Raw genomic sequence first — 26,413 nt, 5'->3', positions numbered from 1 at the left:
ACCCCGCAGGACCCTTGGGGGACCCTGCTGACCTCAGGGCAATGCGCGGTGCAATCGAGTGGCAATTTTTGGCAACCGGTTGACAAAACCTCAACGGGAAACCGAAGATTGACCTATGTCACAGTCCCTTGCAGCCCATCCTGACCGGCTCCTGCCCGCTGATCCCGGGACCCGCAGCATTGCGCGGTCCTTGCTGGAGCGCGTCCAGGACCTGCCCATCATTTCGCCCCATGGCCACGTTGACGCCGCTGTCATCGAGCAGAACACTCCGTTCCCGGATCCCGCTGCTTTGCTGGTGAGCCCGGACCATTACGTCACCCGCCTGATCCACGCCGAGGGGGTGCCCATGGATCAGCTTCATGCCAGCGACTCCCAGGACTCGCGCGGAGTCTGGCGCAGGTTCGTTGAAGCCTGGCCCCTTTTTGAGGGAACGGCCTCCGGTTACTGGCTCCGGACCCAGTTCGAGCAGGTGTTCAAACTTGGCGCCGACCTCTCCGGGATGTCCGCCGACGCAAGCTATGACGCGATTTCCGCCAAGCTCACCGAACCGGACTTCCGTCCGCGGCAGCTTTTCAAGGACTTCAACATCGAGGTCCTTGCCACCACGGACGATCCCCTGGATGACTTGGCCAGCCACAAGGCGCTGACCGACGACGCCAGCTTCAACGGCCGCGTCCTGCCGACGTTCCGCCCGGATGCGTATTTGAACGTTGCCCACCCTGCCTGGGCCGCCAACGTTGAGCGCCTGATCGAAACCGCGGCCGACGGCGGTACCGGCTACGCCGGTTACATCGCCGCTTTGGAAAACCGCCGTCGTTATTTTGTGGACCACGGTGCCGTGTCCGCGGACCATGGCGTGCGGACGCCGGCAACCCTGAAGCTGGATCAAGCCGACGCGGAAGCGCTCTTCGAGAAGGCACGCGCCGGCAAGGCCACAGCCGCGGACCGCGATGCGTTCGAGGCCCACATGATGTACCAGATGGCGCGGATGTCCGTGGAAGACGGATTGGTCATGACCATCCACCCGGGTTCCTACCGCAACCACCATCAGCCGACGTTCGAGGCCTTCGGCGCGGACACCGGCCACGACATCCCGTTCGCCATCAATTACACCGAAGGGATCCGGCCCCTGCTGCAGGATTTCGGCACGGCCAAGGACTTCCACCTGGTGTTGTTCACTTTGGATGAGACTGTCTTCTCCCGGGAACTGGCGCCGCTGGCGGGCTTTTACCCCTCGGTCTACCTTGGTGCCCCGTGGTGGTTCCTGGACGCGCCGGATGCCATGCTGCGTTTCCGCTCCGCCGTCACCGAGACAGCAGGATTCTCGCGTTCGTCCGGCTTCATCGACGACACCCGCGCTTTCTGCTCCATCCCCGCCCGGCATGACGCCTCACGCAGGATCGAAGCTTCCTTCCTTGCCCGATTGGTGGCCGAACACCGGGTTTCCGAGGACCGTGCCCACGAGCTCATCCTCGACATCGTCGACGGCTCCCCGCGCCGGGTGTTCAAACTATGAGCACTCCGCGCGCGCGGCTGAGCCGCACCACCCCGGCTGCGCCCGTCCGCATTGTGCACCTCGGACTCGGCGCCTTCCACCGCTCCCACCAAGCCTGGTACACCCAGCACGCCGGCGATGCAGGGGACTGGGGCATCGCTTCGTTCACCGGACGCAGGCCCGACGCGGCAACTGTCCTGGCCGCCCAGGATGGCCTGTTCACGGTCGTGGAACGCTCCGACGCCGGGGACTCCTTTGAAGTGGTGGGCAGCATCGTCGAAGCCGTCGACGGTGCTGATGTGGCCCGCTTCCTTGACCTCCTCGCCGCTCCTTCCACCGCCGTGGTGACCTTGACCATCACGGAGGCTGCGTACGGATTGGGCGCCGCGGACTTGCCCGTACTGCTGTCCGGAGGTGAACCCACGACGCCGATCGGCCGCTTGGTCGCGGGCCTCGCCGCCCGTAAGAACCACGACGCCGGGCCGCTCGCCGTCGTCAGTTGCGACAACCTCTCGGACAACGGAACCGTAGCCCGGAACGGGGTGCTTTCACTGGCCCGCGAGGTTGATGCCGGGCTGGCCGAATGGATCGACGCGAACGTCAGCTTCGTCAGCACCTCCGTTGACCGCATCACACCCCGGACCACTCCCGAAGACGTGGCCTTGGTGGCCGAGTCCTGCGGCTACCTCGACGATGCGCCCGTGGTCACCGAGCCTTTCCACAACTGGGTTTTGTCCGGAGGCTTCCCGGCGGGCCGGCCTCGTTGGGAGGACGCCGGCGCGGTGTTCGTGGACGACATCGAACCGTACGAGAACCGCAAGCTCTGGCTCCTCAACGGGGCCCACTCGATCCTCGCCTACGCCGGGCAACTCCGGGGCCACGCCACCGTGGCCGAGGCCTTGTCCGACCCCCTCTGCCGGGATGCTGTGGAGGATTTCTGGGACGAAGCGGCCCGTCATCTGCCCGGAGAAGAATTGCAGGTGCCGGAGTACCGGACCGCGTTGCTGGAACGCTTCGGCAACTCGCGGATCGCCCACCACCTTGCCCAGATTGGTGTGGATGGCAGCACCAAACTCCGCATGCGTGCGGTGCCGGTGCTCCGGGCCGAGCGCGGGGATGGCCGCACGGGTGCTGCGGCGGCGCGGATGATCGCTGCGTGGTCGGCGTATGTGGCCGCGCGTCCCGGCGGGCAGGACCCGCAATCGGAAGCGATCGCCGACGCGGACCTGCTGTCCGGCGCTGCGCGGACCCAGGCCCTGCTTGCCCTTTTGGATGAAGAGTTGGCTCGGGATGGCGACGTTGTGCAGCTTGTGCACGGGCTTAGCGGACCTTTCTTGGATGGTGCTCCAACTGCTGCGGCCGCAGCAGGCGTAGGTAGAGTCCGGTCCGGCACCGTGGCCTAGCAGCAGGCCTTCTCGGCCGGTCCCGCCCCGTCCGCGGGTTTGGCCACGCTGAAGAATTCTGTCCGGGCGGGCGGGGGTATTCCCTGCCCACCCGGACTTTCTTGTGCGTCCGCCCTTACGAAAACAGTTCAAGGAAATTTGCGGCAACCGATTGCCAAAGTCTTGCCAACGTGACTAGAATTACAACAGCTGCACAATCCGGGTTCGCCACTCCAGTCGCCAAAGCACTGCTCAGAGTACGTCCGGTCCGCAATGACGCGAAGGGTAAAGGAGCCCGCATTGAAAAAGCTCAGCAAGCTCAGCATCCTCGGCTATGGCGCCGGTGATGCCGCGAACAACCTGGCCTTCACCACGGCCACCATGTTCCTCCTCGTCTACTACACGGACGTCGCCGGCATATCTGCTGCCGCTGCGGGCACGTTGCTCCTGGTCGTAAGGATCTTCGACGCCTTCGCTGACGTGTTTGCCGGCCGGCTCGTGGATCGCACCTACAGCAAGCGCTTCGGCAAATTCCGGCCGTTCATCATGTTCGGTTCCATTCCCCTGCTCCTCCTGAGCGTGGCCACCTTCTCGGTGCCGCAGCTTGGTGAAACCGGAACTCTGCTCTACGCCTACGTCACGTATGCGGCGCTGGGCCTGGCATATTCCTTGGTGAACATCCCCTACGGGTCCCTGGCCGGGGCGATGACCCAAGACCCGGGCGACCGTGCCAAGCTTGGCTCAGCCCGCATGGTGGGTGCGCTGCTGGTAGGTTCCGCTCTGGGTATCTTCGTGGCACCGTTGATCAAGCCCGGGGCCGACCTGCAAGGAACCTTCACCACCATCACGTTGATCTTCGTGGTGATAGGCGCAGCCCTCTACTTCTTCACTTTCGCCACGGCCAAAGAGCGGGTCCATCGGACGGTGCCCAAGGTTTCCTTCAAACAGAGCATGGACACGCTGAAGACCAACCGTCCACTGTTGATGCTCTGCCTGAGCTCGTTCCTTTTCCTGACCGGCTACATGGCGCTTTCCTCCGTCCAGCTGTACTACCTCCGCGATGTTCTCGGCCGGTTGGACCTGTATGCCGTGATGTCCATCGTTCAACTGGTGATGACGTTCGTCCTCGCAGCGTTCATGCCCAAGCTGGTGCACAAGTTCGGCAAGAAGGCGGTGTACGTCGCAGCAGGTGCGCTCAGCGCAGTAGGCGGTGCCATGATCTTCTTCACCCCGGCAGCCCTGACCTGGATCGGCTTTTCCGGCCTGCTGGTCAGCATGCTCGGTGTGATGGCCGTGAGTATCGTGGTGTGGGCGCTTGAGGCCGACACCGTTGAATACGGTGAGTGGAAGACCGGTGTCCGTACCGAAGGCATCACCTACGCGCTGTTCTCCTTCACCCGCAAGACCGGACAGGCTGTTGGTGGCGCCCTCGCTGCCTACGCCCTCGCCATGGGCGGTTACAAGTCCGGCGCCACCCAAAGCCCGGAGGCCCTGCAGGGAATCCAGTTCGCTGCCGGTGCGCTGCCTGCCATCATGGTGATCCTCGCCATCGCCGTCATGGCCAAGTACAAGCTGACCGACGCCATGCATGCCCAAATCGTCAACGAGATCAAAGCGCGGCGGGCCGTCCAGGAGGGGCGCCGTCCGCAAGAGGGCGGCGCTGAAGAAACTCGCGACGACGGCGGTTGGGCGCCCGGGCGCGGCGCGGACGAGGTCCTTGGCAGCGTGGAAGCCCCCGCGCCGGAATCCGTGCATGCATCCAGCGGCAAAGGCTCGCTCAGCTAGGGGTCCGTCAGCCCGGAGCCGCGTCAGCCGGGAGCCCCGTCAGCTGGTGCCCTGCCCCGACTCCAATCCCCATTCCCGTAATTTGGCAACCGATTGCCAAATGGATGCAATCGCCCTAGACTCAATCCAACCGTCCAGCCCGCGCCGAGGGGTGAGATCCCGGCACTTACACCCCTGCTTTCCGCCGAGAGCTAACCCTTCGTTAGCCACCAGCACCGTCCCGAAAGGAAAAGCTGTGAAAATCATTGCTGCTGATGTCTTTGTGACCAGCCCGTCCCGTAACTTCGTCACCCTGCGGATCACCACCGAGGACGGTGTGACCGGTATCGGTGATGCCACGCTGAACGGTCGGGAACTCGCAGTGGCCGCGTATTTGAAGGAGCACGTGGCCCAGTTGCTGATCGGGAAGGACCCGCACCGGATCGAGGACACCTGGCAGTTCCTCTACCGGTCCTCGTACTGGCGTCGCGGCCCCGTGACCATGGCTGCGATTGCTGCCGTTGATATGGCGTTGTGGGATATCAAGGGGAAGATGGCCGGGATGCCGGTGTACCAGCTTCTGGGCGGTGCCTCGCGCAACGGGCTGCGCGCGTACGGCCACGCGTCGGGTTCGGACATTCCGTCGCTGTTCGATTCAGTGCGGGAGCACCTGGAACTGGGATACAAGTCGATCCGTATCCAGACCGCCGTCCCGGGGATCAAGGCCGTGTACGGGGTTGCCGCGCAGGCCCAGGCCTCCGGGGAACGCTACGACTACGAACCCGCGGGCCGGGGCAACTTCCCGCTGGAGGAGGACTGGGACACCCGCGCCTACCTGCGGCACCTGCCCACCGTGTTCGAAGCCGTGCGGAACGAGTTCGGCCCGGAGATCCCGTTGCTGCATGACGGCCACCACCGCATGACCCCCATCCAGGCCGCCAAGCTCGGCAAGGCGCTGGAACCCTATGACCTGTTCTGGCTCGAGGACTGCACCCCGGCCGAGAACCAGGAAGGCCTGCGCCTGGTCCGCCAGCACACCACCACCCCGCTGGCCATTGGTGAAATCTTCAACACCGTGTGGGATTACCAGACCCTGATCAAGGAACAGCTGATCGACTATGTCCGGGCCGCGTCCACGCACTTTGGTGGGATCAGCCCGTTGAAGAAGGTCATGGACTTCGCCGCGCAGTACCAGATCAAGTCCGGCTTCCACGGCCCCACGGATATCTCCCCGGTGGGTTTCGCGGCGCAGCTGCACGTGGGCCTGGCCATCCACAACTACGGCATCCAGGAATACATGCAGCACTCGGACAAGACCAACGAGGTCTTCCAGCAGTCCATGACCTTCAAGGACGGCTACCTGCACCCGGGCGACAACCCCGGTATCGGTGTCGAATTCAACGAAGAAGCCGCCGCGGCCTACCCGTACCAGCAGGCCTACCTGCCCTACAACCGCCTCGTGGACGGCACTGTCCATGACTGGTAAACCGACTCATCTTGTGGTGATGGGCGTCGCCGGGTGCGGCAAGAGCACCGTCGGTGCGGCCGTGGCCGAACGGCTCGGCGCCGAGTTCCTCGACGGCGACTCGCTGCACCCGCAGGCGAACATCGACAAGATGGCCGTCGGCACACCCCTGAACGACGCCGACCGGGCACCCTGGCTGGCCGAAATCGGCAGGCGATTCTCGACGTCGGACGCTGCCCTGGTGATCGCGTGCAGTGCGCTCAAACGCGCCTACCGCGACATCATCCGCGAAGGCGACCCGACCGTGGCATTCGTCCACCTGCACGGAACCCGCGAACTCCTCACCGAACGCATGAACAACCGCCCCGGCCACTTCATGCCAACCTCCCTCCTGGACTCACAACTGGCTACCCTTGAACATCTCCAATCCGACGAAGACGGAGTAATGGTGGACATCCAAAATCCCGTGGACCTGATCGTGGACCGCACCGCGGAGTTTCTGCTCGGAGCCCAAGGCGACGATACCCAGGACACTGCGGCCCGGTTCCCAGTGGACCTGAAAGCCGCCCCCTTCAACCTGGATGACGCCGCTGTCCAGTGGGTGGAATCCACCATCGGCACAATGTCGCTGGAGGAGAAGATCGGGCAGCTCTTCATCAACCACAACAACGACTACTCCCCGGAGTACCTCGACGAGGTGCTGGAGAAATACCATGTGGGCGGCATGCGGTACAGGCCAGGCCCCTCCGGTGCGGTGCAGGAGCACATCAGGTACGCACAGTCGAAGACCCGGATTCCGCTGCTGGTCGCCTCCAACCCGGAGATGGGCGGCGCTGGAAGTTGCGACGACGGCACGTTCGTTTCGACGCACCTGCAGGCTGGTTCGCACCCGGACAAAGGGATCGCACGGCAGATGGGCCGGGTAGCCGGCGTCGAAACCGCCGCCCTTGGCTGCAACTGGGCGTTCGCGCCGATCGTGGACATCCACTACAACTGGCGGAACACTGTCATCTCCACCCGTGCCTTCGGCAACACGCCGGAGATCGTGGTGGAGCGTGCCAAGGAGTACTTCGACGGCGTCAGCGAATCACCCACCGTCTGCGCGATGAAGCATTTCCCCGGCGACGGCATCGACGAGCGCGACCAGCACGTGGTCACCTCTTACAACACGCTGGGCTACGAGGAATGGAACCGGACGTACGGCCACGTGTATCGCGAAATGATCGGGCACGGCGTGCAGTCGATCATGGTGGGACACATCGGAGCCCCGGAGGTGTCGCGACACTTCCGGCCCGGAATGACTGATCCGGAAATCCGTCCCGCCACCCTTGCCCCTGAGCTGCTGCAGGACCTGCTCCGCGGCGAACTGGGCTTCAACGGCCTGGTGCTCACCGACGCCTCGCTAATGGTTGGCCTGACCCAGGCCGTGAAGCGCCGGGACCTGGTACCTGCCACGATCGCTGCCGGTTGCGACATGTTCCTCTTCTTCCGTAACCCGGAGGAGGACTTCCAGTTCATGCTGGACGGCTACAAGTCCGGCGTCATCACCGAGGAGCGATTGCATGATGCGCTCCGGAGGATTCTCGGCATCAAGGCGAGCCTTGGGTTGCACACGGCTTCCCGTGAATCCCTGGTTCCGTCGGCGGATGCGCTGTCGGTCATCGGAAGTGAAGCCCACAAGGCTGTGGCCGCCGAGATCGCGGACAAGACCGTCACCCTGGTCAAAGACACCGCGAACAACCTCCCGATCAGGCCCGAAACCCACAAACGCATCCGGCTCTACGGGATCTCCGGTGGTGCGGACTTCACCCGCGCTGACCCGCTCGCCTACCTGGACACCGTGAAGGAGGAACTCGAAGCTGCGGGCTTCTCGGTTGACGTGTTCAAAACGGCTGAGCAGCGGTCAGCCGCGGGGGAAACCGGGATGAACTTCATGCGGGTCCTCTCAGAGGAAGCCACGGCGGATTACGCTGAACGCTACGACGCTGCCTTCGTCTTTGCCAACGTCAAGGGGTTCGCGCAGGAAGCGGCCATCCGCATCAAGTGGTCATCACCCATGGCAGCCGAAATCCCCTGGTACGCCACGGAAGTTCCCACTGTGTTCGTCTCGCTGAACCAGCCCAACCACCTGATCGACGTGCCCATGGTGAAAACCGCCATTCACGCCCACGCAGGAACCAGGGAGGCCATCCGTGCGACGATCCACAAGATCCAAGGCAACTCGGAGTTCCAAGGGACGTTCAACGACAACGTGTTCTGTGACTCCTTCGACACCCGGCTCTGATTTCCCGCTCGCAGCACTACGATTTCCTGCTCCCGGCCTTACGTAGAATAGAAGCCATGACTTCCTCGCCTGAGACCTCAGTTGCCCGCGCCCGCCTTCTTGAACTCATCAAAGAACTGGCGGTGGTCCGCGGAAAGGTGATCCTCTCCAGCGGCAAGGAAGCTGACTACTACATCGACCTGCGCCGGATCACCCTCCACCATGAGGCATCCAAACTGGTGGGTCAGGTCATGCTGGCAATGATCGACGACGCCGGGATCCCGGTTGAGTGCGCCGGCGGCCTCACCATGGGTGCCGACCCCGTCGGTACCGCTGTGATGCACGCAGCCGCCGACGCCGGGCGCGCTGTTGACGCCTTCGTGGTCCGCAAGGCCCAGAAGTCCTATGGAATGGGCCGCCAGGTGGAAGGTCCGTCCGTCGAAGGCCGCAATGTTGTGGTTCTCGAGGACACGTCCACCACGGGCGGATCCGCACTGACCGCCGTCGAGGGTGTCCGCAAGGCCGGCGGCAACGTGGTTGCCGTTGCCGTGATCGTCGACCGCGACACCGGCGCGAAAGAGAAGATCGAAGCCGAAACGGGTGTCCCGTACCTCTTCGCTTTCGGCAAGGATGAGCTGGGACTCGACTAAGCGTCCGGGCGCGTCAAAAAACGTTGCCTCCCGCTGCCCTAAGGTACTACAGTAGTACGTTAGGGCAGCGGGAAGGACTCTTGTGGAGGTCAAAAACAGCGTCACGAGCCGGGAGTTTAATCACTCGTCCAGCGAGATCCTCCGGCAGGTACGCGAAGGCAACGTCATACCTGTAACTTATGGCCGGCGCGGGGACGTCGTGGCGTACGTAGTTCCGGCGTCTGTCCTGAGAAATCACGACGAAATTGAAGCCGTCCACCGAGCTGTCACGGCTCAGCGCCGGTCGGCGAGGGACGTCGTTATGGCATCCACGGTGACCTTTGACTCCGAGGCTACCCTTCATGCAATGCGCGAAGGAGAGCGCTACTGATGCCGATCGTCAGCGCGGGATGCTATTTGGACACATCTTCACTGATCCGGCTCCTTACGCCTCAGCATCCCTCCCGTCAATCGCTCTTGGATTACCTTGACCAAGCGGACCTCTGGAACCAGCTATGCACCAGCAAACTGACGCAGTTGGAGGCGGCACGTGTAGCCGTGCGGGACGGCAACCATAACCTCGGCGCGCAGGTCGATCTCTTCTTGAAGCAGATAACAGTGATGCCCATCTCCAGTGCCGTTCTGGACCGGGCCATGGAAATTCCGTTCCACGTCAAATCCCTTGACGCTATACATGTGGCTTCTGCCGCGGCTGCGACCGTCGTCATGACGTCGGATAAGAACATGACTGACGTCCTGAACAGGCTTCAGCAACACCCGGATTGGTCATCGGCATACTCGTTCAAAGAAATCTTCGGTTAAGGGCAGAAGCAGGCAAAATCATCGGGTCGGGAAAGGCGAGGGCAATCCTCCGAGGGCGCATCCTAAAGGCACCGACGGGGCAGATTCCACAGGACTGTCAGGTGGAGCATTCGAAGCCTATGCTGGCTGCGTGGGCGTTCAGGTAGGGAAACTTCCGGTACCGCCGGAAGTGGAAGAAGACCTCCCGCTGCCCGCCAAGCCTGAACCGGGCCCTGAGCCCGGAGCAGGGACGGAGCCAGCGGAGGATCCGGGTTCGTGGGCCCGGATCCTGCCTCACGCTGCCCGCCTGAAGAAGTCGTCCCGCCGTAACTTCCTGGTGGCTGCGGGCGCGTCGGCAGCCCTGGCGGGCGACATGCTTTTCACCCGCCACGTGCAGGCTGAGCGGCGCGCACCGAAAATCCTCCGCATCCCGGATCAGTTCTCCGATTTGTACTTCCCTAAAGCCAGCTGGATCCTCTTTCCGGGCTACAAAACCAGCTGGGAAGAAGCGCAATGGATCCTTAACTCGTTGCGCCCGGCACTCCACCAGCGGGGACGCCTCGCTGCCGTGGGATATTCCAACCTGGGGCTGGACGTTGACGAGGTGGTCCGAGAGGTAATCCTCTACGTCCGTGAGCTGGGCCTCGAGAAGCTCTATTTTTACGGACACAGCTTCGGCGGAATGCTCGCGACGCAAGTGGCTGCCCGCCTCCTGGAGTTGCATGGCGTTGAGACGGAACTCATCGTCCTCGATTCAAGCCCGTTCAACCGTGCTGACGTTTTGGATAAGAGCTGGTTCGACGGTGTGGTGTTCCTCTACGAGAACGGCTTCAGGATTCCCTCGGTACTTCGCGGCGGCTACGAGCTGGGGGAGCGGGTGGTTCACAAGGATGAGCGTTCCTGGCGGCAGATCCTCGACCAAACGGCCGAACAGCTTTCGCCCATCGCGCCGTCCAGCGTTCTGATCCAGACGGAATCTGCCTACATTTACCACTTTGATGGCTTGCGCTTCGTCGGGAAGCTGGGTCCGGCCAAGATGGCGTACATGGGCAACTCGGCCGACGGGACGGTCAACTACCTCACTGCACGGGCCGGGTGGAGCAAAGTATTTGCGCAGAACATGAAGCTTCCGATCCTGAGCACCGCGGGCGCCCGGCCGGCACACGCCAGCCCCCAATGGAATCCCGACGTCTACCAACCGCTGATTGAGCACATTCAGAACCAGCTCGATCCGTTACCGCCGGCACCCGAAGAACCGTCCTACCGGACGCCGGACGGGCGCATCATCCGGCCGGCTTGAGTGACCGGCGTCGGCTGAGCTGGGCTGGTCCGGTTGGGCTGGTCCGTTTGGGCTGGAGGGGGCCGTGCCTCAGGAACCGTCGCGAAGCCTCTCAACCTCGACGGCGGTCAGGCCGGCCTCGTTGAGGAAGGCGCGGGCATCACCGAATTCCTTGGCGAATCCCACCAGGAAATGCCGGATGGCCGCTTCCGGGCTCTGCAGGATCATGAGGTCCGGACTGAAGTACTGGGCCGGGGTGGACGGAACGTGCAAGCGCCAGGTGTCCGCCATGACTTTCAGCACGTCGGGGAGGTTCGCCGTCGTGGCAGTGTAATCGTTCACGACGGCCTCATCCGACGCGCCTGCAGCCATGAGCGCCACTGCCGAGACCACCCCGGTCCGATCCTTGCCCAGGGAGCAATGAACCAGCGTGCGCCGCCCCTGTGCCACAGGCCGGAGGGCGTCGGCCACCCACTGCGGGCGGACCCGAAGCCAACCCAGGTAAAGCTCACCCAGATCCTCGGGTGTTTCCACTGCCTGTAAGGACCCTGCCACCGCATTAGGGTCCAGAGGGTTATGAATGACTTCGACGCGGGACGGCGCCCCCGTTCCGACGCGGGACGGCGTCCCTGCAGGGGGAACGCTGCCGTCCGCGTCCGAATCCACCAGCCAAGGCACAATGCTGCGCTCGAGGTCGCTGCGGAGGTCCATGATGGCTTGGATCCCGTGCTGCTCCAGGAAGTTTGAAGTGCCGGCGGCATCGAGGCCGAAGGGCTGGCTCCCCCTGAGTATCCGGCCTCCAGCCAAGGGACGCAGATTGAGCACAGCCATAGTGGTCTCCTAGATCTGACTCTTGAGATCGGCCACCGAGTTCAGGATTTGGTTGGGCCTGAACGGGAAGGACACGATTTCCTCGCGCTGGGTGATGCCGCTCAGCACCAGGACCGTATGCAGGCCTGCTTCCATGCCGGCAACAATGTCCGTGTCCATGCGATCGCCGATCATTGCAGTGGTCTCTGAATGGGCATCGATCTGGTTCATGGCGGATCGGAACATCATGGGATTCGGCTTTCCTACGATGTACGGTTCACGACCCGTCGCCTTGGTGATCATGGCAGCTATTGCCCCGGTCGCGGGAAGGGGACCGTCCTTGGAGGGACCCGTGGCATCCGGGTTGGTGGCGATGAAGCGGGCGCCGGCCAGGATGTGGCGGACGGCCATGGTGATGGCTTCGAAGGAGTAGGTGCGGGTTTCGCCGAGCACCACGAAATCGGGATCGGTATCCGTAAGGATGAAGCCGGCCTCGTGCAGGGCCGTTGTGAGGCCTGCTTCGCCAATGGTGTAGGCGCGGTTTCCGGAGTCCGAGGAATGAACTTGGTCTTTCAGGAATTGGGCGGTGGCAAGGGCGGACGTCCAGATGTTCTCTTCCGGGATCTCGAGGCCCGAGGCACGCAGCCGCGCCGCGAGGTCACGCGGAGTGAAGATGGAGTTGTTGGTCAGTACGAGGAAGCGCTTGGAGGTATCAACCCAGCGTTGGATAAGTTCGGCAGCACCGGGAATGGGCTGGTTTTCGTGGACCAGGACGCCGTCCATATCCGTCAGCCAGCACTCAATCTCCTTGCCGCTGCGGTACACCGATTTGGTTGTGGTGGGCACGGTTTCATCTGCCATATTCGCCTCCGGCTGGGATTGGTCATTCACTGCATCCCAGTCTTTCATTTTTGGGGCGAGCAGACACCTTTGAATCTTTCTATGTGGGTAGAAGTACCCATCTGCGAAAGCCGGTTTGACTTGCGCGCAACACCTTGGACCTACCTACTGTTGGGAGGGCTCAGGCACTCCGGGGCCGGTCCCAGCGCTTGAAAGGCCTTGCATGAGCAACAACGGAACACCCCAGCCGCCGTACAACCCGGACGGCGTTCCCCAGCCGCCGTACAACCCGGAGGGCGCTCCGCAACCCGGATACAACCCCGACGGCGTTCCCCAGCCGCCGCAGGCGGCCAACGCGGATCAGTACCGGCAGTACCGGCCGGAGCAGACCCAGCCGATTTACCAGCCCGAGGCGGCGCAGCCCGGATACCCGGCGCAGCCCGAGGCGGCGCAGCCCGGATACCCGGCCCAGCCCGGCCAGTCCGTACAGCCCAACTACCCGGCCCAGCCCGGCCAGTCGGCACGGCCCAACTACACCGCGCAGCCCGGATATCCAGCACCCGGCGGCCCGTTCGACGGCAACCAATTCGGAGGCAACCAACCCGAACGCAACCCCAACAAGAAGCCGCTGTTGTTCATCCTCGGTGGCCTCGCCGTCGTCGTCATTATTGCCCTGGTGGTGGTCTTCACGTTGCTGGTCCCTTCGATGACCAAGCCCGTAGCCGCCGGGGATCCGACGTCGACGGTTGAGCCGTCCCCGGCCGAATCGGCGCCCGCAAGCGACCAGCCGGACAGCGACCAGCCAGCCAGCGACGACGCTGCAGCAGAGGAACCATCGGAGGACTCGGACGCCTCGGGCATGCCCGATGGCGCCATTGCCCTCCCTTCGGTGTGGGAAAGCTTCGATGGCCCGTCCAACGTCCCCGCGGACGGTGACCCGCAGTTCAGCAAGTGGGTCACGGGGGAGTCGTCTTTCCAGTACTTGGCTGAGTGGACGCACGATGAGTCCTTCGGCATCACGAAGGACCCCACAACTGGGGCTGAGATCCAGAAGAGGGCGCAAGGCACAACGGAAACGGACGGCGACGGAATTGCGCTCGCCTACGCGTTCTTCGCCGAGTCCGAAGAGGGCAAATACGGCAAGGACCCGGCAAAGGTAAAGGCCGCTATTGAGGAGATCGAAGCCAGGTTCAAGGGCATGACCGCAACGGAGCTGCCGCAGAACCTGGTTGGCCATAAGTGCGCCTCGGACTTCACAACCAGCATGCCGGAGATCCGGGAATTCCGCCGTGGCGCTGCTGTAGTCATCGGGTTTACGTGCACCAACGCCCGCGGCGAAGAGATCCAGGCCGTCAACCTCTTCTCGGTCACGCCGTGGGGAACCCCGCAGATGCTGGGAGTCAGCGGGCACAAGGAGTACTGGGATGCCCACCCGGGACTGATACAGCAGCTGGCCAATTCCTACCGCATCAACAAGTGGAAGCTCGGTTAGGAGCGCCGACCGGCGAAGCTAAAGTTGAGGGGTGACTGACCTTCCCCCCGAAGCAACCGAGCCCACTCCTGCCAGCGCCGCCACCGACGGTGAGGCGGAGGCGAAACCGGAGGTCGGCGTCGGGCCTTGGGAAGGTGAGTGGCCCGAAGGCGACCATTGGGACCCGGACCTCCTGCGGGACGGCGACCGCCGCAACGTGGTGGACCAGTACAGGTACTGGAAGCACGATGCGATCGTCGCGGACCTGGATTCCAAGCGCCATTCCTTCCACATCGCCATTGAGAACTGGCAGCACGACCTTAACATCGGAACCGTGGTCCGCACGGCCAATGCCTTCCTCGCCAAGGAGGTCCACATCATTGGTCGACGGCGGTGGAACCGTCGCGGTGCCATGGTCACCGACCGCTACCAGCATGTCCGGCACCACCCCACGGTGGAGGACTTTGTGGAGTGGGCCCAGGGGGAGGGGCTGGCGATCATTGGGATCGATATCTTCCCGGATTCGGTGCCACTGGAGACCTACGACCTCCCGGAGAATTGCGTCCTCGTGTTTGGCCAGGAGGGGCCGGGCCTGACCCCGGAGGTGCACGATGCCGCAGTCGCAACCCTTTCCATTGAGCAGTTCGGTTCGACGCGTTCCATGAACGCAGCATCCGCCGCCGCGATCGCGATGCACGCGTGGGTCCGGCGCCACGTGTTCAACCAGCCCGTGTAGCCCCCGCCGAGATGACATTTGATGACAATGTAGGGCGGGCGGATTGTCATTAAGTGCCATCTCGACGCGGGGTGAGCAGTGCGAACTGTGGATAACCCGATCGAGGCACAGCTTGGGTAGCCAGAATGGGGCATGCGCAGAAAAGAACTACCGGAACATCTCACAACTGGTTCATTCTCTGTGCGCGCTTCGGACAAGGCGGGCGTACCGCGGTCGCGGACCCATGCCAAGGATTTGGTGCTTGTTTCGCGCGGCATACGCGTGCCCGCCGTGTCCGGTGCCGCCGGAACTGCCGCCCTGCGCGCTTATACGGATCTGGATGACACCTCAGTGCTGGCGTCCCTGAGTGCGGCGAGGATCTGGGATATGCCGTTGCCTGTCAACGTCAGTGGCGATTGGCGCATACACCTCGCACGACGCCGGGGATTCAGTTTTCCTCGGAGGATCAACGTAGTGGGTCACCTCCTCACGCTTCTTCCCGAGGAGACTGTCGCGTACGACGGCGTCAGACTCATCTCGCCTGCGCGGACATGGCTGGACTTGGCCGCCGTCCTGAACGTGGAAGACCTCGTTGCCGCCGGCGACCACCTGGTGTGCTCCCACGGTCCCGACTTCCCTGTTCCTAAAGCCGCCATATGCTCTACTGATGAACTGGCGGAGATCGTGCGCCGCCACCCGGGCATGCGGGGAGTGCGAACGGCCCGGGCAGCTTTGGAACTCATCCGTGTGGGGGCTGATTCTGCTCCGGAAACCCTCATGCGGCTGGCACTGGTCGACGCGAAGCTTCCCGAGCCAGAGTTGAACCTTGTGGTGCGCAATCACCTTGGGCAAGCTGTGCTGTGGCCTGACGGAGCGTACCGGGAGTATAAGGTCTCCCTTCAATACGACGGGCGGCACCATGGCGGCCTTGAGCAACATCTGAGGGACATCGAACGCCAGGAAAAGTCGCTGGCCCATGGCTGGCTGGAGGTCCGGATTTCCAAACGCGACCTTGAAGGCGACAGACCCGCCGTCGTTCACAAGGTGCGTCGCGCGCTCCTGAGCCGAGGCTGGGCACCGAGATGACATTTAATGGCAATCCCAATGGTCGGGATTGCCATTAAATGCCATCTCGCGCCATCGAAGCGGAAGTGTTACCACCCCAAGTGACCCGAAACACGGCGCCCGGGCGGTTATCGCTAGGATGGTGCTAGCCGTAAGCGGTCTACTCCAGGGTTACCCGCCCACAGACGAATTCAGCATAGGAGTCACCATGCCCATTGCAACCCCAGAGATTTACTCCGAGATGATCGATCGCGCAAAGGCCGGCGGCTTCGCCTTCCCTGCGGTCAACGTGACGTCGTCGCAGACTCTGAACGCTGCGATCCGCGGTTTCGCCGAGGCCGAATCGGATGGCATCATCCAGGTTTCCACCGGTGGCGCGGCCTACTGGTCCGGCGCTTCGGTGAAGGACATGGTGGCCGGTTCGCTGGGCTTCGCCGCGTTCGCCCGTGAAGTTGCCAGGAACTACAACGTCAACATCGCCCTGCACACGGACCACTGCCCGCAGGACAAGCTCGAAGGTTTCGTCCTGCCGCTGCTGGCTGCTTCCGAGGAAGCAGTGAAGGCCGGCAAGGACCCGATCTTCAACTCGCACATGTGGGACGGCTCCCACGAGACCCTCACGGACAACCTGCGCATCGGCCGGGAACTGCTGCAGCGCGCTGCTGCCGCGAAGATCATCCTCGAGGTTGAGATCGGCACCGTCGGCGGTGAAGAAGACGGCGTGGAGAACGAGATCAATGACAAGCTCTACACCACCACCGAGGACGCCCTGGCCACCATCGAGGCCCTGGGTGCGGGCGAGCACGGCCGCTACCTGACCGCCTTGACCTTCGGCAATGTCCACGGCGTCTACAAGCCGGGCAACGTCAAGCTCCGCCCGGAACTGCTCAAGCAGATCCAGTCCGAGGTCGGCGCCAAGATCGGCAAGGAAAACCCGTTCGACCTGGTCTTCCACGGCGGTTCCGGTTCCACCGAGCAGGAAATCGCGGATGCTGTTTCCTTCGGCGTGATCAAGATGAACATCGACACCGATACCCAGTACGCGTTCACGCGTCCTGTGGCCGGGCACATGTTCTCCAACTACGACGGCGTCCTGAAGGTCGATGGCGGTCTGGGCAACAAGAAGACCTACGACCCCCGCGTCTGGGGCGCTTCGGCCGAAGCCGGCATGGCAGCACGCATCGTCGAGGCAGCCCAGCAGCTCGGATCGGCCGGCAAGACGTTCTAATGTCCGACGAATTCCGCAAGAACCTGATGGGGCCGGAGCCTACCCTCCTGCCCGCCGAAACCGACGTGTACCAGCACCTCGCCCTCGGCAAGGAAGCACTGGACCTCGTAGCGCAGAATCCCACGTCTTCCCTGTTGTGGGCCATCCTCGCGGAAGAAGCCTGGGCGGAGGGCCGGACCATCGAGTCCTACGCGTTCGCCCGTGTCGGTTACCACCGCGGGCTGGATGCCCTGCGCCGCAACGGTTGGCGCGGAGTAGGCCCTATCCCGTGGGAGCACGAGCCCAACCAGGGTTTCCTGCGCGCACTGTACGCGCTGGGCCGGGCGGCTGCCGCTATTGGCGAGGCTGACGAGCCGGAGCGGATCGAGAAGTTCCTCAACGACTCGGACCCGAACGCGAAAGCGGCTTTGGAAGCCCGCTAAGGCGCGTCAACAAAGTACAAACGACGACGGCGACCCTCACCTACATGGCGAGGGTCGCCGTCGTCGTTAAGCCGCCCAAGTAGCTGGCAGCAGCGGTTGCTCTGAGCGCTGAGAACAACCCCTAATGCCAGTTAGTTGGGGGTGAAGACTAAGCCTTGCGGGGGATGCCCGTGCGAGCCATGGCCTCGGCGTATGCCGCGTGGATGGCGTCCAGGTATTCCTGCTGGCGTTCGGGGGTTCCGGCGAAGGAACGGCCGCCCAGCGAGCGGACCTTGAACGTCTTGAAGCCGCGGCGGGCGATGCTGGCCGGAGCTGCCTTCATGAGCTGGTCGGCAAGCCGGTGGGCCTCATTGCCGTGCGCCACCAGCGCGGAAGTGCGCGGGAGCAGCTGCAGGAGGCGCAGGAGCGGCTTGAGGCCTTCGGTGATGTTCGCGGGAGTGAGCTTGCCCGGCTCCTCGTTGGGTTCGATCCACGGGTAAGCGTTCCACGGAATGACGTACTCCGGACGGAGGCCAAGCTGCCACTGCATTCCGAGCATGCGGGTGGTGGCTTCCTCGTCGCCGGGACGGATGAAGCCCTCGCCGGAGGTGGTGCGCTGGTTGGAGAAGAGGCTCACGATGCGGCAGTCGTCGATGCTGTGCGCGGGATCGATGTAGAGGACCTCGCTTCCGGGCTTCTGTTCCTTGAGCGAATCGCACAGCGAGTTGACCTCGGCGATGTGCTCTTCGTAACGGCGGTTCCAGAGGAGTTGTTCGGGTGAGTCAGTCGCCAGGTCTTGCATCGGAAGTTAGGTCTCCTAGGTGTTACAGCGCGCACACAAGAGTGCCGGCCGCGGGCATGCCGCTGCCGATGCTCAAAAGGGTGCTGGTGGGGGCTGGTTAACCTTACCGGACTGTTGGACGACCCGTGATATCCACCGGCGCGCCGTCCGTTCGCAACGGGGCGGCCTGCGCCGCGGGGTGTCCCTTAAAGCCGGACTTTGTATGCTGATCGGCTAAACTTGGCTGGTAAGAGCCCCGAACCTCTTGCATATGCCGCCGTACGCGGCAGGCTGTGCCAAGTACTGTCGGGGCGTTCTCATGTACGGCGCCAGGCCCTGCGGCCCGGCCCGAAAGAATGGGGGAGGATCCCATGCCCGCAATCGTGATCGTCGGAGCCCAGTGGGGCGATGAAGGCAAAGGCAAAGCAACCGACCTGCTCGGTGGCCGCGTTGACTACGTGGTCAAGCCCAACGGCGGCAACAACGCCGGGCACACCGTGGTGGTGGGCGGCGAGAAGTACGAGCTCAAGCTCCTCCCCGCAGGCATCCTGAGCCCCAACGCCATTCCGATTATTGGCAACGGCTGCGTGGTGAACCTCGAGGCCCTGTTCCAGGAAATCGATGGCCTCGAAGCCCGCGGCGCAGACACCTCCCGCCTCCGCGTCTCAGCGAACGCCCACCTCGTGGCTCCGTACCACCAGGTGCTGGACAAGGTCACCGAGCGTTTCCTCGGCAAGCGCGCCATCGGCACCACGGGCCGCGGCATCGGCCCGGCCTACATGGACAAGGTGGCCCGCCTGGGCATCCGCGTCCAGGACGTCTTCGACGAATCCATCCTCCGCCAGAAGGTGGAAGGGTCGCTCCGCCAGAAGAACGAACTCCTGGTCAAGGTCTACAACCGCCGGGACATCGAGACCGAAGAGATCGTTCAGTACTTCCTGTCCTTCGCCGAGCGCCTGCGCCCGTTGGTGATCGACAGCACCCTCGAACTCAACAACGCTTTGGATGAGGGCAAGGTTGTGCTCATGGAAGGCGGCCAGGCAACGTTCCTGGACGTGGACCACGGCACCTACCCGTTCGTGACCTCCTCCAACCCGACTGCCGGCGGGGCGTCGGTGGGCTCGGGCATCGGCCCCACCAGGATTTCCCGCTCCATCGGCATCATCAAGGCGTACACCACCCGCGTTGGCGCCGGCCCGTTCCCCACGGAACTCTTTGACGAGATGGGCGTCTACCTGCAGAAGACCGGTGGCGAGTTCGGCGTGAACACCGGCCGTCCGCGCCGCTGTGGCTGGTACGACGCCGTCCTGGCCCGCCACGCCTCCCGCGTCAACGGCTTCACCGACTACTTCGTCACCAAGCTGGACGTTCTCACCGGCATCGAGCAGATTCCCGTCTGCGTGGCCTACGACGTTGACGGCGTCCGCCATGACGAGATGCCCATGACGCAGACCGAGTTCCACCACGCGGTGCCGATCTTCGAGTACTTCGACGGCTGGACCGAGGACATCACTGGTGCCCGCACCCTGGAAGACCTGCCCGAGAACGCGCGCAACTACGTGCTGGCCCTCGAGAAGCTCTCCGGTACGCGCTTCTCGGCCATCGGCGTCGGCCCGGACCGCGACCAGACGATCGTTGTCCACGACTTGATCAACGACTAACCCTCGCTGAATTACGACGACGGCGGGTCGCCCTTGGGTTCGAAAGGAACCTTGGTGGCGGCCCGCCGTCGTCGTTGTTCCGGCCGCTGCGATAGGCGCCTTTCTTATTTCCAAGCCCGGGACTAATTCCGCTACCCGCGGGGTTACCTCATTTTGGGGCACCAGCACACTTGTGGGGCACCAGCACGGATGTGGAGCACCAGCACGGACGCGACGAGTTGAGGACGGTTGAAGGGGTATGAGCACGGAGATCGAGGACGGCGTCGGCTTCCGTTCCAAGCGGGGACCGATTCTCATTGCACTGATGCTGGCTACGGGACTGGTGGCCATTGACGCAACGATCGTCGCAACAGCGGTCCCGTCCATCGTGGAAGACATCGGCGGCTTCTCCTCTTTCCCTTGGCTGTTCTCGGCGTACTTGCTGGCCCAGGCGGTATCGGTCCCGGTCTACGCAAAGCTCTCCGATGTCCTGGGCCGGAAGCCGATCATCCTTGCCGGCATCGGGCTCTTCCTGCTCGGCTCCATCCTGTGCGGCCTGGCGTGGAGCATGCCGGCGCTCATCGCTTTCAGGGTGCTGCAGGGCTTGGGTGCAGGTGCGGTGCAGCCGGTGGCGATCACGATTGCCGGCGACATCTACACGTTGGCCGAGCGGGCGAAGGTTCAGGGCTACCTTGCCAGCGTGTGGGCCGTTTCCTCCGTGGTGGGGCCGACGCTCGGCGGCGTCTTCGCATCTTTGGAGATCTGGCGCTGGATCTTCTTCATCAACATTCCCCTGTGCATCCTGGCGGGCTGGGTGCTCGTCCGGACGTTCCACGAGAACGTCGATCGCACCAACCATCGGATCGACTACCTGGGTGCTGCGCTCCTCACCACGGCACTGAGCCTCCTCATCCTCGGCGCACTTGAGGGAGGCGAGGCCTGGGCGTGGAACTCTCCCATCAGCATCGGTGTCTTCGTCGGCGGCGCCGTCCTCTTCTCCGCCTTCTTGTTCGTTGAGCGGAAGGCCGCGGAACCGGTCCTTCCGCCGTGGGTGGTTTCCCGCAGGCTGCTGGCCACGACGGCGTTGGTCGCGTTCGGGATCGGTGCCGTGATGCTTGGCCTCACCACGTACGTGCCGACGTTCCTTGAAGGCGCCCTGTCCGCCTCGCCGCTCCTGGCCGGGCTGGCATTGGCGGCGCTGACGCTTGGTTGGCCCATCAGCGCATCCCAGGCAGGCCGCTTCTACCTCCGTATCGGGTTCCGGAACACGGCGATCATCGGGATCTTCATTACTGTTGCCGGCACCGGAATCCTGGCCCTCACGGCGTCTTCGCCCAGTGTCCTGCTGGTGGCAGCGGCCTGCTTCGTGGTGGGACTTGGTCTGGGGCTCGTTGCGACTCCGAGCCTCATCGCGGCCCAGACGAGCGTTGAGTGGAATGAACGCGGCGTGGTCACGGGCACCAACCTGTTTGCCCGTTCCATCGGCAGTTCCATCGGCGTCGCGGTTTTCGGCGCTGTTGCCAACGCCATATATTCCAGTAGCGGCGGGCCCAACCCGCAAAGTACCGGGGCGGCATCGACGGCGGTTTTCTTTGCCGTGCTCGTCAGCGCCGCGTTGACCGTCGTCGCGGTCCTGGCCATGCCACGGGAAGCTGCGAAAGGCCGGCAAACTGCGGAAGCCTCCGACCGTGACTCAATGCCTGCGGATATTGGAGCGAAAGCAACCGAGTCAGAGCGCTAGACCGAAACCATTGGAAGGACACCGCGTGGAAGAGCTGATCACGGGCACCGTGGAGAAGTTGTTCGAGGGCACTATTTGGGCAGAAGGGCCCGTCTGGATCCCGGCAACCCAAACCGTCCGCTGGAGCGACATCCCCAACAACCGGATCCTCGAATTCCACTCTGAAACCGGCCAAACCCGGGAGTATGCCACCGACGTCGAGTTCACCAACGGACGGACCCTGGACCGCGACGGCAGCGTCGTCCAGTGCAGCCACGGGAGGCGGCGGGTGGAACGGGATCACGACGGCGTGGTGACGCCTTTGGTGGATTCGTTCGGCAGGCACCGGCTCAATTCGCCCAACGATGTTGTGGTGGCCAGTGACGGCGCGGTGTGGTTCACGGATCCGCCGTACGGCATTCTGCCCGGAACTGTGGAAGGCCATGAGGGCGATCAGGAGTATGGCGGTTGTTATGTTTTTCGCTTCGACCCGGCCACCCCTGAATTGACCGCTGTTGTCACCGACCTGATCCATCCCAACGGCCTGGCGTTCTCCCCGGATGAGTCATTCCTTTATGTAGCGGACACCGCCGGCCGGGACCGCGGATCGCCGTACCGCATTGCGGCCTACCCGGTTGAGGACGGGACCTGCGGGGCCGGGAGAACATTCGTCGAGCTCGAGGACGACCGCCCTTCGGACGGTTTTCGGGTGGACGTCGAGGGAAGGGTGTGGACATCCGCCGGACCCTCGGTCCGGGTGTACGCCCCAGACGGCGGTCTGCTGGCCGCCGTCGAACTTCCCGAGAAGGTGTCCAACCTCTGCTTCGGCGGTCCCGACGGGCAGGATCTCTACATCACGGCCACCACCTCGCTCTACCGCCTTCGGACGGGAACGACGGACTGCACGGTCAGTCGCAAGCAAGCCTGATCACATCCCATGGACAGGGTGCTGAGGGGAGGAGCATAATAGTTAGCGGAGCTAATTAGCACTGCTAACTATTATGCCGACCTCAGGAGGCGCCTCCCCTTGACCGGAACCAACGCAAGCGAAACCAACGCGACCGGATCCCATTTGACCGGAGCCATAGCACCAGCCGATCCAATAACCGATCCGGGCATCCAGCCGGATCTCCTTGCCATCGATCTTCGAACAGCCGTGATGCGCACGTCCCGGCGCCTGCGCATCGAAGCCACGGGTGACGTCATCACTCCGGGTCAATACACCGTGCTCGCCCACCTCAGGGCGGGATCGCAGACGCTGAGGGAACTCGCTGAGCGTGAGCACGTACAGGCGCCCTCGATGACCCGCATCGTCAATGCACTGACGGACCAGGGGTTCGTGTCCCGGCAAGCGCATCCCGGCGATGGCCGTCAGGTGCAGATCAGCATCACCCCGGCGGGTAAGGAAGTCCTGGCCGAGGCCCGCAGCCAGCGAACGGCATGGCTTGCCCGGCGCGTCGCCGGGCTCAGCGAAGAGGATCGGCTCACCCTGAGCCGGGCGGCCCTCATCATGCAGGAGATGAGTGCCAAGTGAGTGCCATGTTCAAAGCCTTGGAAAACCCCAACTACCGGCTCTGGGCAGGCGGCGCGCTGGTCTCCAACATCGGTACGTGGATGCAACGCGTGGCCCAGGACTGGCTGGTCCTGACCATCCTCACCGACCATTCGGGTACGGCGGTAGGCATCACCACGGCGCTGCAGTTCCTTCCCATGCTGTTGTTCGGTCCCTACGCCGGCGTGCTGGCCGATCGCTACCGCAAACGGGTGATCCTGCTGTGGACGCAGGCTGCCATGGGTATCTGCGGCCTCATCGTCGGTCTGCTGGTGGTCACAGGAGTGGCTGAATTGTGGCACGTCTATATCGCCGCCGCCGCCTTGGGCCTGGCCGCGGCCATGGATGCCCCGGCGCGGCAAGCGTTCGTCTCTGAGCTCGTAGGGCCGGAGAAACTCTCCAATGCCGTGGCCCTCAACTCGGCGTCTTTCAACAGCGCCCGCCTGACCGGTCCGGCGATCGCGGGTGTCCTGATTGCGTGGATCGGCACCGGGCCGGTCTTCATCCTCAACGCGGCGAGCTTCGTTGCCGTCATCATTTCCCTGCTCCGGGTCAAGGTTTCCCAACTGGAGCCGGCCACGCCGGTGGCCCGTGGAAAACACCAGTTTCTTGACGGACTGCAGTACGTGCGCCAACGCCCTGACCTCACACTGATCATGGTGATGGTGGGCCTGCTGGGTGCTTTCGGCATGAACTTCCCGGTGACCAACTCCCTGATGGCCACAGCAGAGTTTGGAATGGGCCCGGAGGAGTTCGGTGCGCTGGGATCCATCATGGCCATCGGAACCCTGGCCGGTGCGTTGCTGGCAGCGAGGCGTTCGGGTCCGCGGTTGAGGTTCCTGCTGGGAGGGGCCCTGAGCTTGGGCATCTTCACCTTGGTGGCAAGCGTGGCACCAAGCTTCTGGGTCTACGCGGTGGTGCTGATTCCTGTGGGCCTTGCCTCCATCACGTTCCTCAATAGCTGCAACACCACCATCCAGCTGTCCGTGGAGCCTCAGTTCCGTGGCCGCGTTCTCGCGTTGTACCTTGCGATCCTGCAGGGCGGCACGGCGATCGGGGCGCCCCTGATGGGATGGATCGGTACCGAATTCGGAGCACGGTGGTCGGTTGCGGCGGGCGGCGCGGTGGTCCTGGTGACCGGTGTGGCGTGCGTGGTCCTGGTCAGCCGCCGCAGTGAGAAGACTCTCCGGCAGCACGTCCGCAACGTGTGGACGCGGCGGCGCCCTGCCGAGGCTTCCTAGGCGTGCCGAGCCCCAAAGTGAAGCCGGGTAAGGGAACGCATCGCCTGCCCGTGCCAGACTAAAGCCATGCGTTCACGTTCCCAGGCACCGCGCACACCGTCCGATTCCCTCGAAACCGGCCACCCGGCGTCGTCCGTCAAGGAGGGCAGCCGCCACTTGGCTGCAAGGCTCGACGACGCGTGGTTACGGTTCCAGACCCGCCTCGCCATCCGGAGGGGCCACGTAGTGACGGTCGTTCCGCATACTGGGTATGGAACGACGTCCTGGGTGCGGGTGCTCGCCAGGGTGGTGCGAAGCGATCCACGGGACATCGGCAATTCGGGAAACGGCTCGAAACGGCCCCTGACGGAGGGGATGCGCGGTTGGCGCAACTTCACGAGCGCGCCGGTGGCCCACGCTGCCGTCCGCATCACGGTGGGCGGAGAAGTCCACGACATCGAGGCGGACCGCGGGGGAGTGGTGGACGCGCGGATTCCCGCTAACCTGGCGGCGGGTTGGCACAAGGTCAGCCTCCAATCGGGCGAATCCGACGTTGTGGAAGCTCCGGTGCAGATCGTTCCGGACGACGCTGATTTTGGACTCATTTCCGACATTGACGACACCGTGATGGTGACCGCCCTGCCCCGGCCCTTCCTGGCCGCTTGGAACACGTTTGTGCTCAACGAGCATGCCCGCACCCCGACTCCGGGCATGGCGGTGCTCTACGAAAGGATCGTGCGGAGCGCTCCGGAAGCTCCGGTGTTGTATTTGTCCACCGGTGCCTGGAACGTAGCCCCTACCCTTTCCCGCTTCCTCTCGCGCAACCTTTATCCGGCCGGGCCTAAGCTGCTCACGGACTGGGGACCCACGACGGACCGGTGGTTCCGCAGCGGCAGGGAGCACAAGGAGGGAAGCCTGGAACGGCTGGCCGAGGAGTTCCCGCACATCAAGTGGCTGTTGGTGGGCGACGATGGCCAGCATGACGTTGCCATTTACACCGAGTTCGCCCAGCGGCATCCGGAGAATGTGTGCGCCATTGCCATCAGGCAGCTGTCAGCCGGTGAGGCGGTCCTTGCCGGTGGCCGGTCATCCGACGCCGGACCGACCCCCGGTGTCCCGTGGATCTATGCACCCGACGGTGCGGGTATGTCCGACCAGCTGGAAGAGCTCGGCATCATTACCAGCGGCCCACGGCCAACAGAGCTGCCGGGCGAGGACGTCCCGGGAGGCGCTGAGTAGAACTCGTCCCGGCGGTACTGCCGTCTGCTTCACTTCTACGCTATCCTTTAGTAAGGATACTTACTTTATGGAGGTGGAGGCGATGGGAAAGGCAGACGGTTTATCGGACGGAATGTCCCTGCCCCAGGGAGAGCGCATGTGGTGCTCGCGCTGCCAATCGGGCGAGCATCTGGTGCTTCACTCCATTGATTCGGTCCACTCGCACGACGTCGGCCTGTTGGTGGCTGTTTCCTACACCTGCGCCGACTGCGGCTTTGCCCAGTCCCACTTCACTCCCTTGCGCGAAGTGGCTTCGAAGTTGAACACGAAGGAAAACCTTGAAGGGCTGATTGTTTTCGAAGACAGCTACCTTCATTGTGGCGATCCCATGGTTCCCATTCCCGTCGAAGTCCGGCGGAGCATCACCGCGAAGCCCGCCTGTGGAACAGATGAGCTGGAATTGCTGGACGTTCGGCTCGGCACCAAAGTCCTCCAGTGCATGGACTGCGGGTTCCGGCTGGAGTTGCCGGCGTAAGCACACACCATGAAAGGAGCCCCGGGCGTTGCCAGGGCTCCTTCCATGTCGAGTCCGGGTCAGGATGAGCTGCGAACAACCGCCCTAGGTGTAGTTCCCAGGGACGTTGTGAACAGCGTGGCGTGATGTAAAGGACGAG

23 protein-coding genes are annotated in these 26,413 nt (G+C 63.6%); 20 read left to right on the top strand and 3 right to left on the bottom strand.

Annotated features, from left to right (window positions below; all coding sequences use genetic code 11):
- Positions 1-115: 115 nt before the first annotated feature.
- From uxaC to OCL88_RS17525, 8 genes are all read left to right on the top strand, one after another.
- Positions 116-1,516 (top strand): glucuronate isomerase, encoded by a 1,401-nt coding sequence (uxaC, locus tag OCL88_RS17560; protein ID WP_264963351.1) that lies wholly within the window; start codon positions 116-118, stop codon positions 1,514-1,516.
- Positions 1,513-2,898, top strand: coding sequence for a mannitol dehydrogenase family protein (locus OCL88_RS17555; protein WP_264963350.1), 1,386 nt, complete (start codon positions 1,513-1,515; stop codon positions 2,896-2,898). The genes uxaC and OCL88_RS17555 overlap by 4 nt, the downstream gene beginning before the upstream one ends.
- A 279-nt stretch (positions 2,899-3,177) precedes the next feature.
- Positions 3,178-4,662, top strand: a complete 1,485-nt coding sequence (gene uidB / locus OCL88_RS17550) for a glucuronide transporter (RefSeq protein WP_264963349.1) — start codon at positions 3,178-3,180, stop codon at positions 4,660-4,662.
- Between the two features lie 235 nt (positions 4,663-4,897).
- The gene (gene manD / locus OCL88_RS17545; protein ID WP_062094992.1) at positions 4,898-6,127 is read left to right on the top strand and encodes a D-mannonate dehydratase ManD; all 1,230 of its coding nucleotides are present in this window, start codon (positions 4,898-4,900) and stop codon (positions 6,125-6,127) included.
- A complete protein-coding gene (locus tag OCL88_RS17540) occupies positions 6,117-8,390 on the top strand; it encodes a gluconokinase, GntK/IdnK-type (RefSeq protein WP_264963348.1) in 2,274 nt (757 codons plus the stop codon). Before manD ends, OCL88_RS17540 begins: the two co-directional genes overlap by 11 nt.
- A gap of 56 nt (positions 8,391-8,446) precedes the next feature.
- Complete coding sequence (gene pyrE / locus OCL88_RS17535; protein WP_021471731.1) at positions 8,447-9,019, top strand: orotate phosphoribosyltransferase; 573 nt, start codon at positions 8,447-8,449, stop codon at positions 9,017-9,019.
- 369 nt (positions 9,020-9,388) lie between these two features.
- Positions 9,389-9,820 (top strand): type II toxin-antitoxin system VapC family toxin, encoded by a 432-nt coding sequence (locus OCL88_RS17530; RefSeq protein WP_264963347.1) that lies wholly within the window; start codon positions 9,389-9,391, stop codon positions 9,818-9,820.
- Positions 9,821-9,950: 130 nt separating this feature from the next.
- Positions 9,951-11,099, top strand: a complete 1,149-nt coding sequence (locus OCL88_RS17525) for an alpha/beta hydrolase (RefSeq protein WP_264963346.1) — start codon at positions 9,951-9,953, stop codon at positions 11,097-11,099.
- A 69-nt stretch (positions 11,100-11,168) separates the two neighbouring features.
- Here OCL88_RS17525 and OCL88_RS17520 read toward each other — a convergent pair whose 3' ends face one another.
- Together OCL88_RS17520 and OCL88_RS17515 are read right to left on the bottom strand one after the other, a co-directional pair.
- Complete coding sequence (locus OCL88_RS17520; protein ID WP_264963345.1) at positions 11,169-11,909, bottom strand: tyrosine-protein phosphatase; 741 nt, start codon at positions 11,907-11,909, stop codon at positions 11,169-11,171.
- A gap of 9 nt (positions 11,910-11,918) precedes the next feature.
- Entirely contained in the window at positions 11,919-12,749 is an 831-nt protein-coding gene (locus OCL88_RS17515) for an HAD-IIA family hydrolase (RefSeq protein WP_031216301.1), read from the bottom strand.
- A gap of 202 nt (positions 12,750-12,951) precedes the next feature.
- On the opposite strand from OCL88_RS17515, the gene OCL88_RS17510 reads away from it, so the two are divergent.
- The 5 genes from OCL88_RS17510 to OCL88_RS17490 all read left to right on the top strand — a co-directional run bounded on the left by OCL88_RS17510 (position 12,952) and on the right by OCL88_RS17490 (position 17,629).
- Positions 12,952-14,220: a hypothetical protein gene (locus tag OCL88_RS17510; protein ID WP_264963344.1), complete on the top strand. Its 1,269-nt coding sequence runs from the start codon at positions 12,952-12,954 to the stop codon at positions 14,218-14,220.
- A 31-nt stretch (positions 14,221-14,251) separates the two neighbouring features.
- Positions 14,252-14,935 carry a TrmH family RNA methyltransferase gene (locus tag OCL88_RS17505; RefSeq protein WP_264963343.1) on the top strand — a complete coding sequence of 228 codons (684 nt, stop codon included), beginning with the start codon at positions 14,252-14,254 and terminating at the stop codon, positions 14,933-14,935.
- 237 nt (positions 14,936-15,172) lie between these two features.
- Positions 15,173-16,000 (top strand): hypothetical protein, encoded by an 828-nt coding sequence (locus OCL88_RS17500; RefSeq protein WP_264963342.1) that lies wholly within the window; start codon positions 15,173-15,175, stop codon positions 15,998-16,000.
- A 187-nt stretch (positions 16,001-16,187) separates the two neighbouring features.
- A complete protein-coding gene (fbaA, locus tag OCL88_RS17495; RefSeq protein ID WP_264963341.1) occupies positions 16,188-17,207 on the top strand; it encodes a class II fructose-bisphosphate aldolase in 1,020 nt (339 codons plus the stop codon).
- Complete coding sequence (locus OCL88_RS17490; RefSeq protein WP_264963340.1) at positions 17,207-17,629, top strand: DUF3151 domain-containing protein; 423 nt, start codon at positions 17,207-17,209, stop codon at positions 17,627-17,629. Before fbaA ends, OCL88_RS17490 begins: the two co-directional genes overlap by 1 nt.
- A 148-nt stretch (positions 17,630-17,777) precedes the next feature.
- On the opposite strand, the gene OCL88_RS17485 is transcribed toward OCL88_RS17490, so the two are convergent.
- Complete coding sequence (locus OCL88_RS17485) at positions 17,778-18,410, bottom strand: uracil-DNA glycosylase (RefSeq protein ID WP_264963339.1); 633 nt, start codon at positions 18,408-18,410, stop codon at positions 17,778-17,780.
- A 350-nt stretch (positions 18,411-18,760) separates the two neighbouring features.
- Between OCL88_RS17485 and OCL88_RS17480 the strand changes: the two genes are divergently transcribed.
- The 7 genes from OCL88_RS17480 to OCL88_RS17450 all read left to right on the top strand — a co-directional run bounded on the left by OCL88_RS17480 (position 18,761) and on the right by OCL88_RS17450 (position 26,274).
- On the top strand, positions 18,761-20,050 hold the full coding sequence (locus OCL88_RS17480; RefSeq protein WP_069696286.1) for an adenylosuccinate synthase: 1,290 nt from the start codon (positions 18,761-18,763) through the stop codon (positions 20,048-20,050).
- A 238-nt stretch (positions 20,051-20,288) separates the two neighbouring features.
- Positions 20,289-21,770, top strand: coding sequence for an MDR family MFS transporter (locus OCL88_RS17475; RefSeq protein WP_264963338.1), 1,482 nt, complete (start codon positions 20,289-20,291; stop codon positions 21,768-21,770).
- 25 nt (positions 21,771-21,795) lie between these two features.
- On the top strand, positions 21,796-22,677 hold the full coding sequence (locus tag OCL88_RS17470) for an SMP-30/gluconolactonase/LRE family protein (RefSeq protein ID WP_264963337.1): 882 nt from the start codon (positions 21,796-21,798) through the stop codon (positions 22,675-22,677).
- Positions 22,678-22,776: 99 nt separating this feature from the next.
- Positions 22,777-23,283: a MarR family winged helix-turn-helix transcriptional regulator gene (locus OCL88_RS17465; protein WP_410868402.1), complete on the top strand. Its 507-nt coding sequence runs from the start codon at positions 22,777-22,779 to the stop codon at positions 23,281-23,283.
- Positions 23,280-24,542: an MFS transporter gene (locus tag OCL88_RS17460; protein ID WP_264963336.1), complete on the top strand. Its 1,263-nt coding sequence runs from the start codon at positions 23,280-23,282 to the stop codon at positions 24,540-24,542. Before OCL88_RS17465 ends, OCL88_RS17460 begins: the two co-directional genes overlap by 4 nt.
- Positions 24,543-24,608: 66 nt before the next feature.
- Positions 24,609-25,760, top strand: a complete 1,152-nt coding sequence (locus OCL88_RS17455) for an App1 family protein (protein ID WP_264963335.1) — start codon at positions 24,609-24,611, stop codon at positions 25,758-25,760.
- An 82-nt stretch (positions 25,761-25,842) separates the two neighbouring features.
- Positions 25,843-26,274: a hypothetical protein gene (locus tag OCL88_RS17450; protein ID WP_264963334.1), complete on the top strand. Its 432-nt coding sequence runs from the start codon at positions 25,843-25,845 to the stop codon at positions 26,272-26,274.
- The last annotated feature ends 139 nt before the right edge of the window (positions 26,275-26,413 follow it).

Source organism: Paenarthrobacter sp. PAE-2 (assembly GCF_026013155.1).
Taxonomy (GTDB): domain Bacteria; phylum Actinomycetota; class Actinomycetes; order Actinomycetales; family Micrococcaceae; genus Arthrobacter; species Arthrobacter ureafaciens.
The sequence above is the reverse complement of the archived record's forward strand: the minus strand, read 5'-3'. Positions and strand labels throughout refer to the sequence as shown.

Coding starts and splice junctions, on each gene's coding strand:
- OCL88_RS17540 (WP_264963348.1), top strand. CDS start 6,117: ATGACTGGTAAACCGACTCATCTTGTGGTGATGGGCGTCGCCGGGTGC.
- OCL88_RS17455 (WP_264963335.1), top strand. CDS start 24,609: ATGCGTTCACGTTCCCAGGCACCGCGCACACCGTCCGATTCCCTCGAA.
- OCL88_RS17520 (WP_264963345.1), bottom strand. CDS start 11,909: ATGGCTGTGCTCAATCTGCGTCCCTTGGCTGGAGGCCGGATACTCAGG.
- OCL88_RS17485 (WP_264963339.1), bottom strand. CDS start 18,410: ATGCAAGACCTGGCGACTGACTCACCCGAACAACTCCTCTGGAACCGC.
- OCL88_RS17475 (WP_264963338.1), top strand. CDS start 20,289: ATGAGCACGGAGATCGAGGACGGCGTCGGCTTCCGTTCCAAGCGGGGA.
- OCL88_RS17510 (WP_264963344.1), top strand. CDS start 12,952: ATGAGCAACAACGGAACACCCCAGCCGCCGTACAACCCGGACGGCGTT.
- uxaC (WP_264963351.1), top strand. CDS start 116: ATGTCACAGTCCCTTGCAGCCCATCCTGACCGGCTCCTGCCCGCTGAT.
- OCL88_RS17490 (WP_264963340.1), top strand. CDS start 17,207: ATGTCCGACGAATTCCGCAAGAACCTGATGGGGCCGGAGCCTACCCTC.
- OCL88_RS17515 (WP_031216301.1), bottom strand. CDS start 12,749: ATGGCAGATGAAACCGTGCCCACCACAACCAAATCGGTGTACCGCAGC.
- OCL88_RS17530 (WP_264963347.1), top strand. CDS start 9,389: ATGCCGATCGTCAGCGCGGGATGCTATTTGGACACATCTTCACTGATC.
- pyrE (WP_021471731.1), top strand. CDS start 8,447: ATGACTTCCTCGCCTGAGACCTCAGTTGCCCGCGCCCGCCTTCTTGAA.
- OCL88_RS17450 (WP_264963334.1), top strand. CDS start 25,843: ATGGGAAAGGCAGACGGTTTATCGGACGGAATGTCCCTGCCCCAGGGA.
- fbaA (WP_264963341.1), top strand. CDS start 16,188: ATGCCCATTGCAACCCCAGAGATTTACTCCGAGATGATCGATCGCGCA.
- OCL88_RS17555 (WP_264963350.1), top strand. CDS start 1,513: ATGAGCACTCCGCGCGCGCGGCTGAGCCGCACCACCCCGGCTGCGCCC.
- OCL88_RS17480 (WP_069696286.1), top strand. CDS start 18,761: ATGCCCGCAATCGTGATCGTCGGAGCCCAGTGGGGCGATGAAGGCAAA.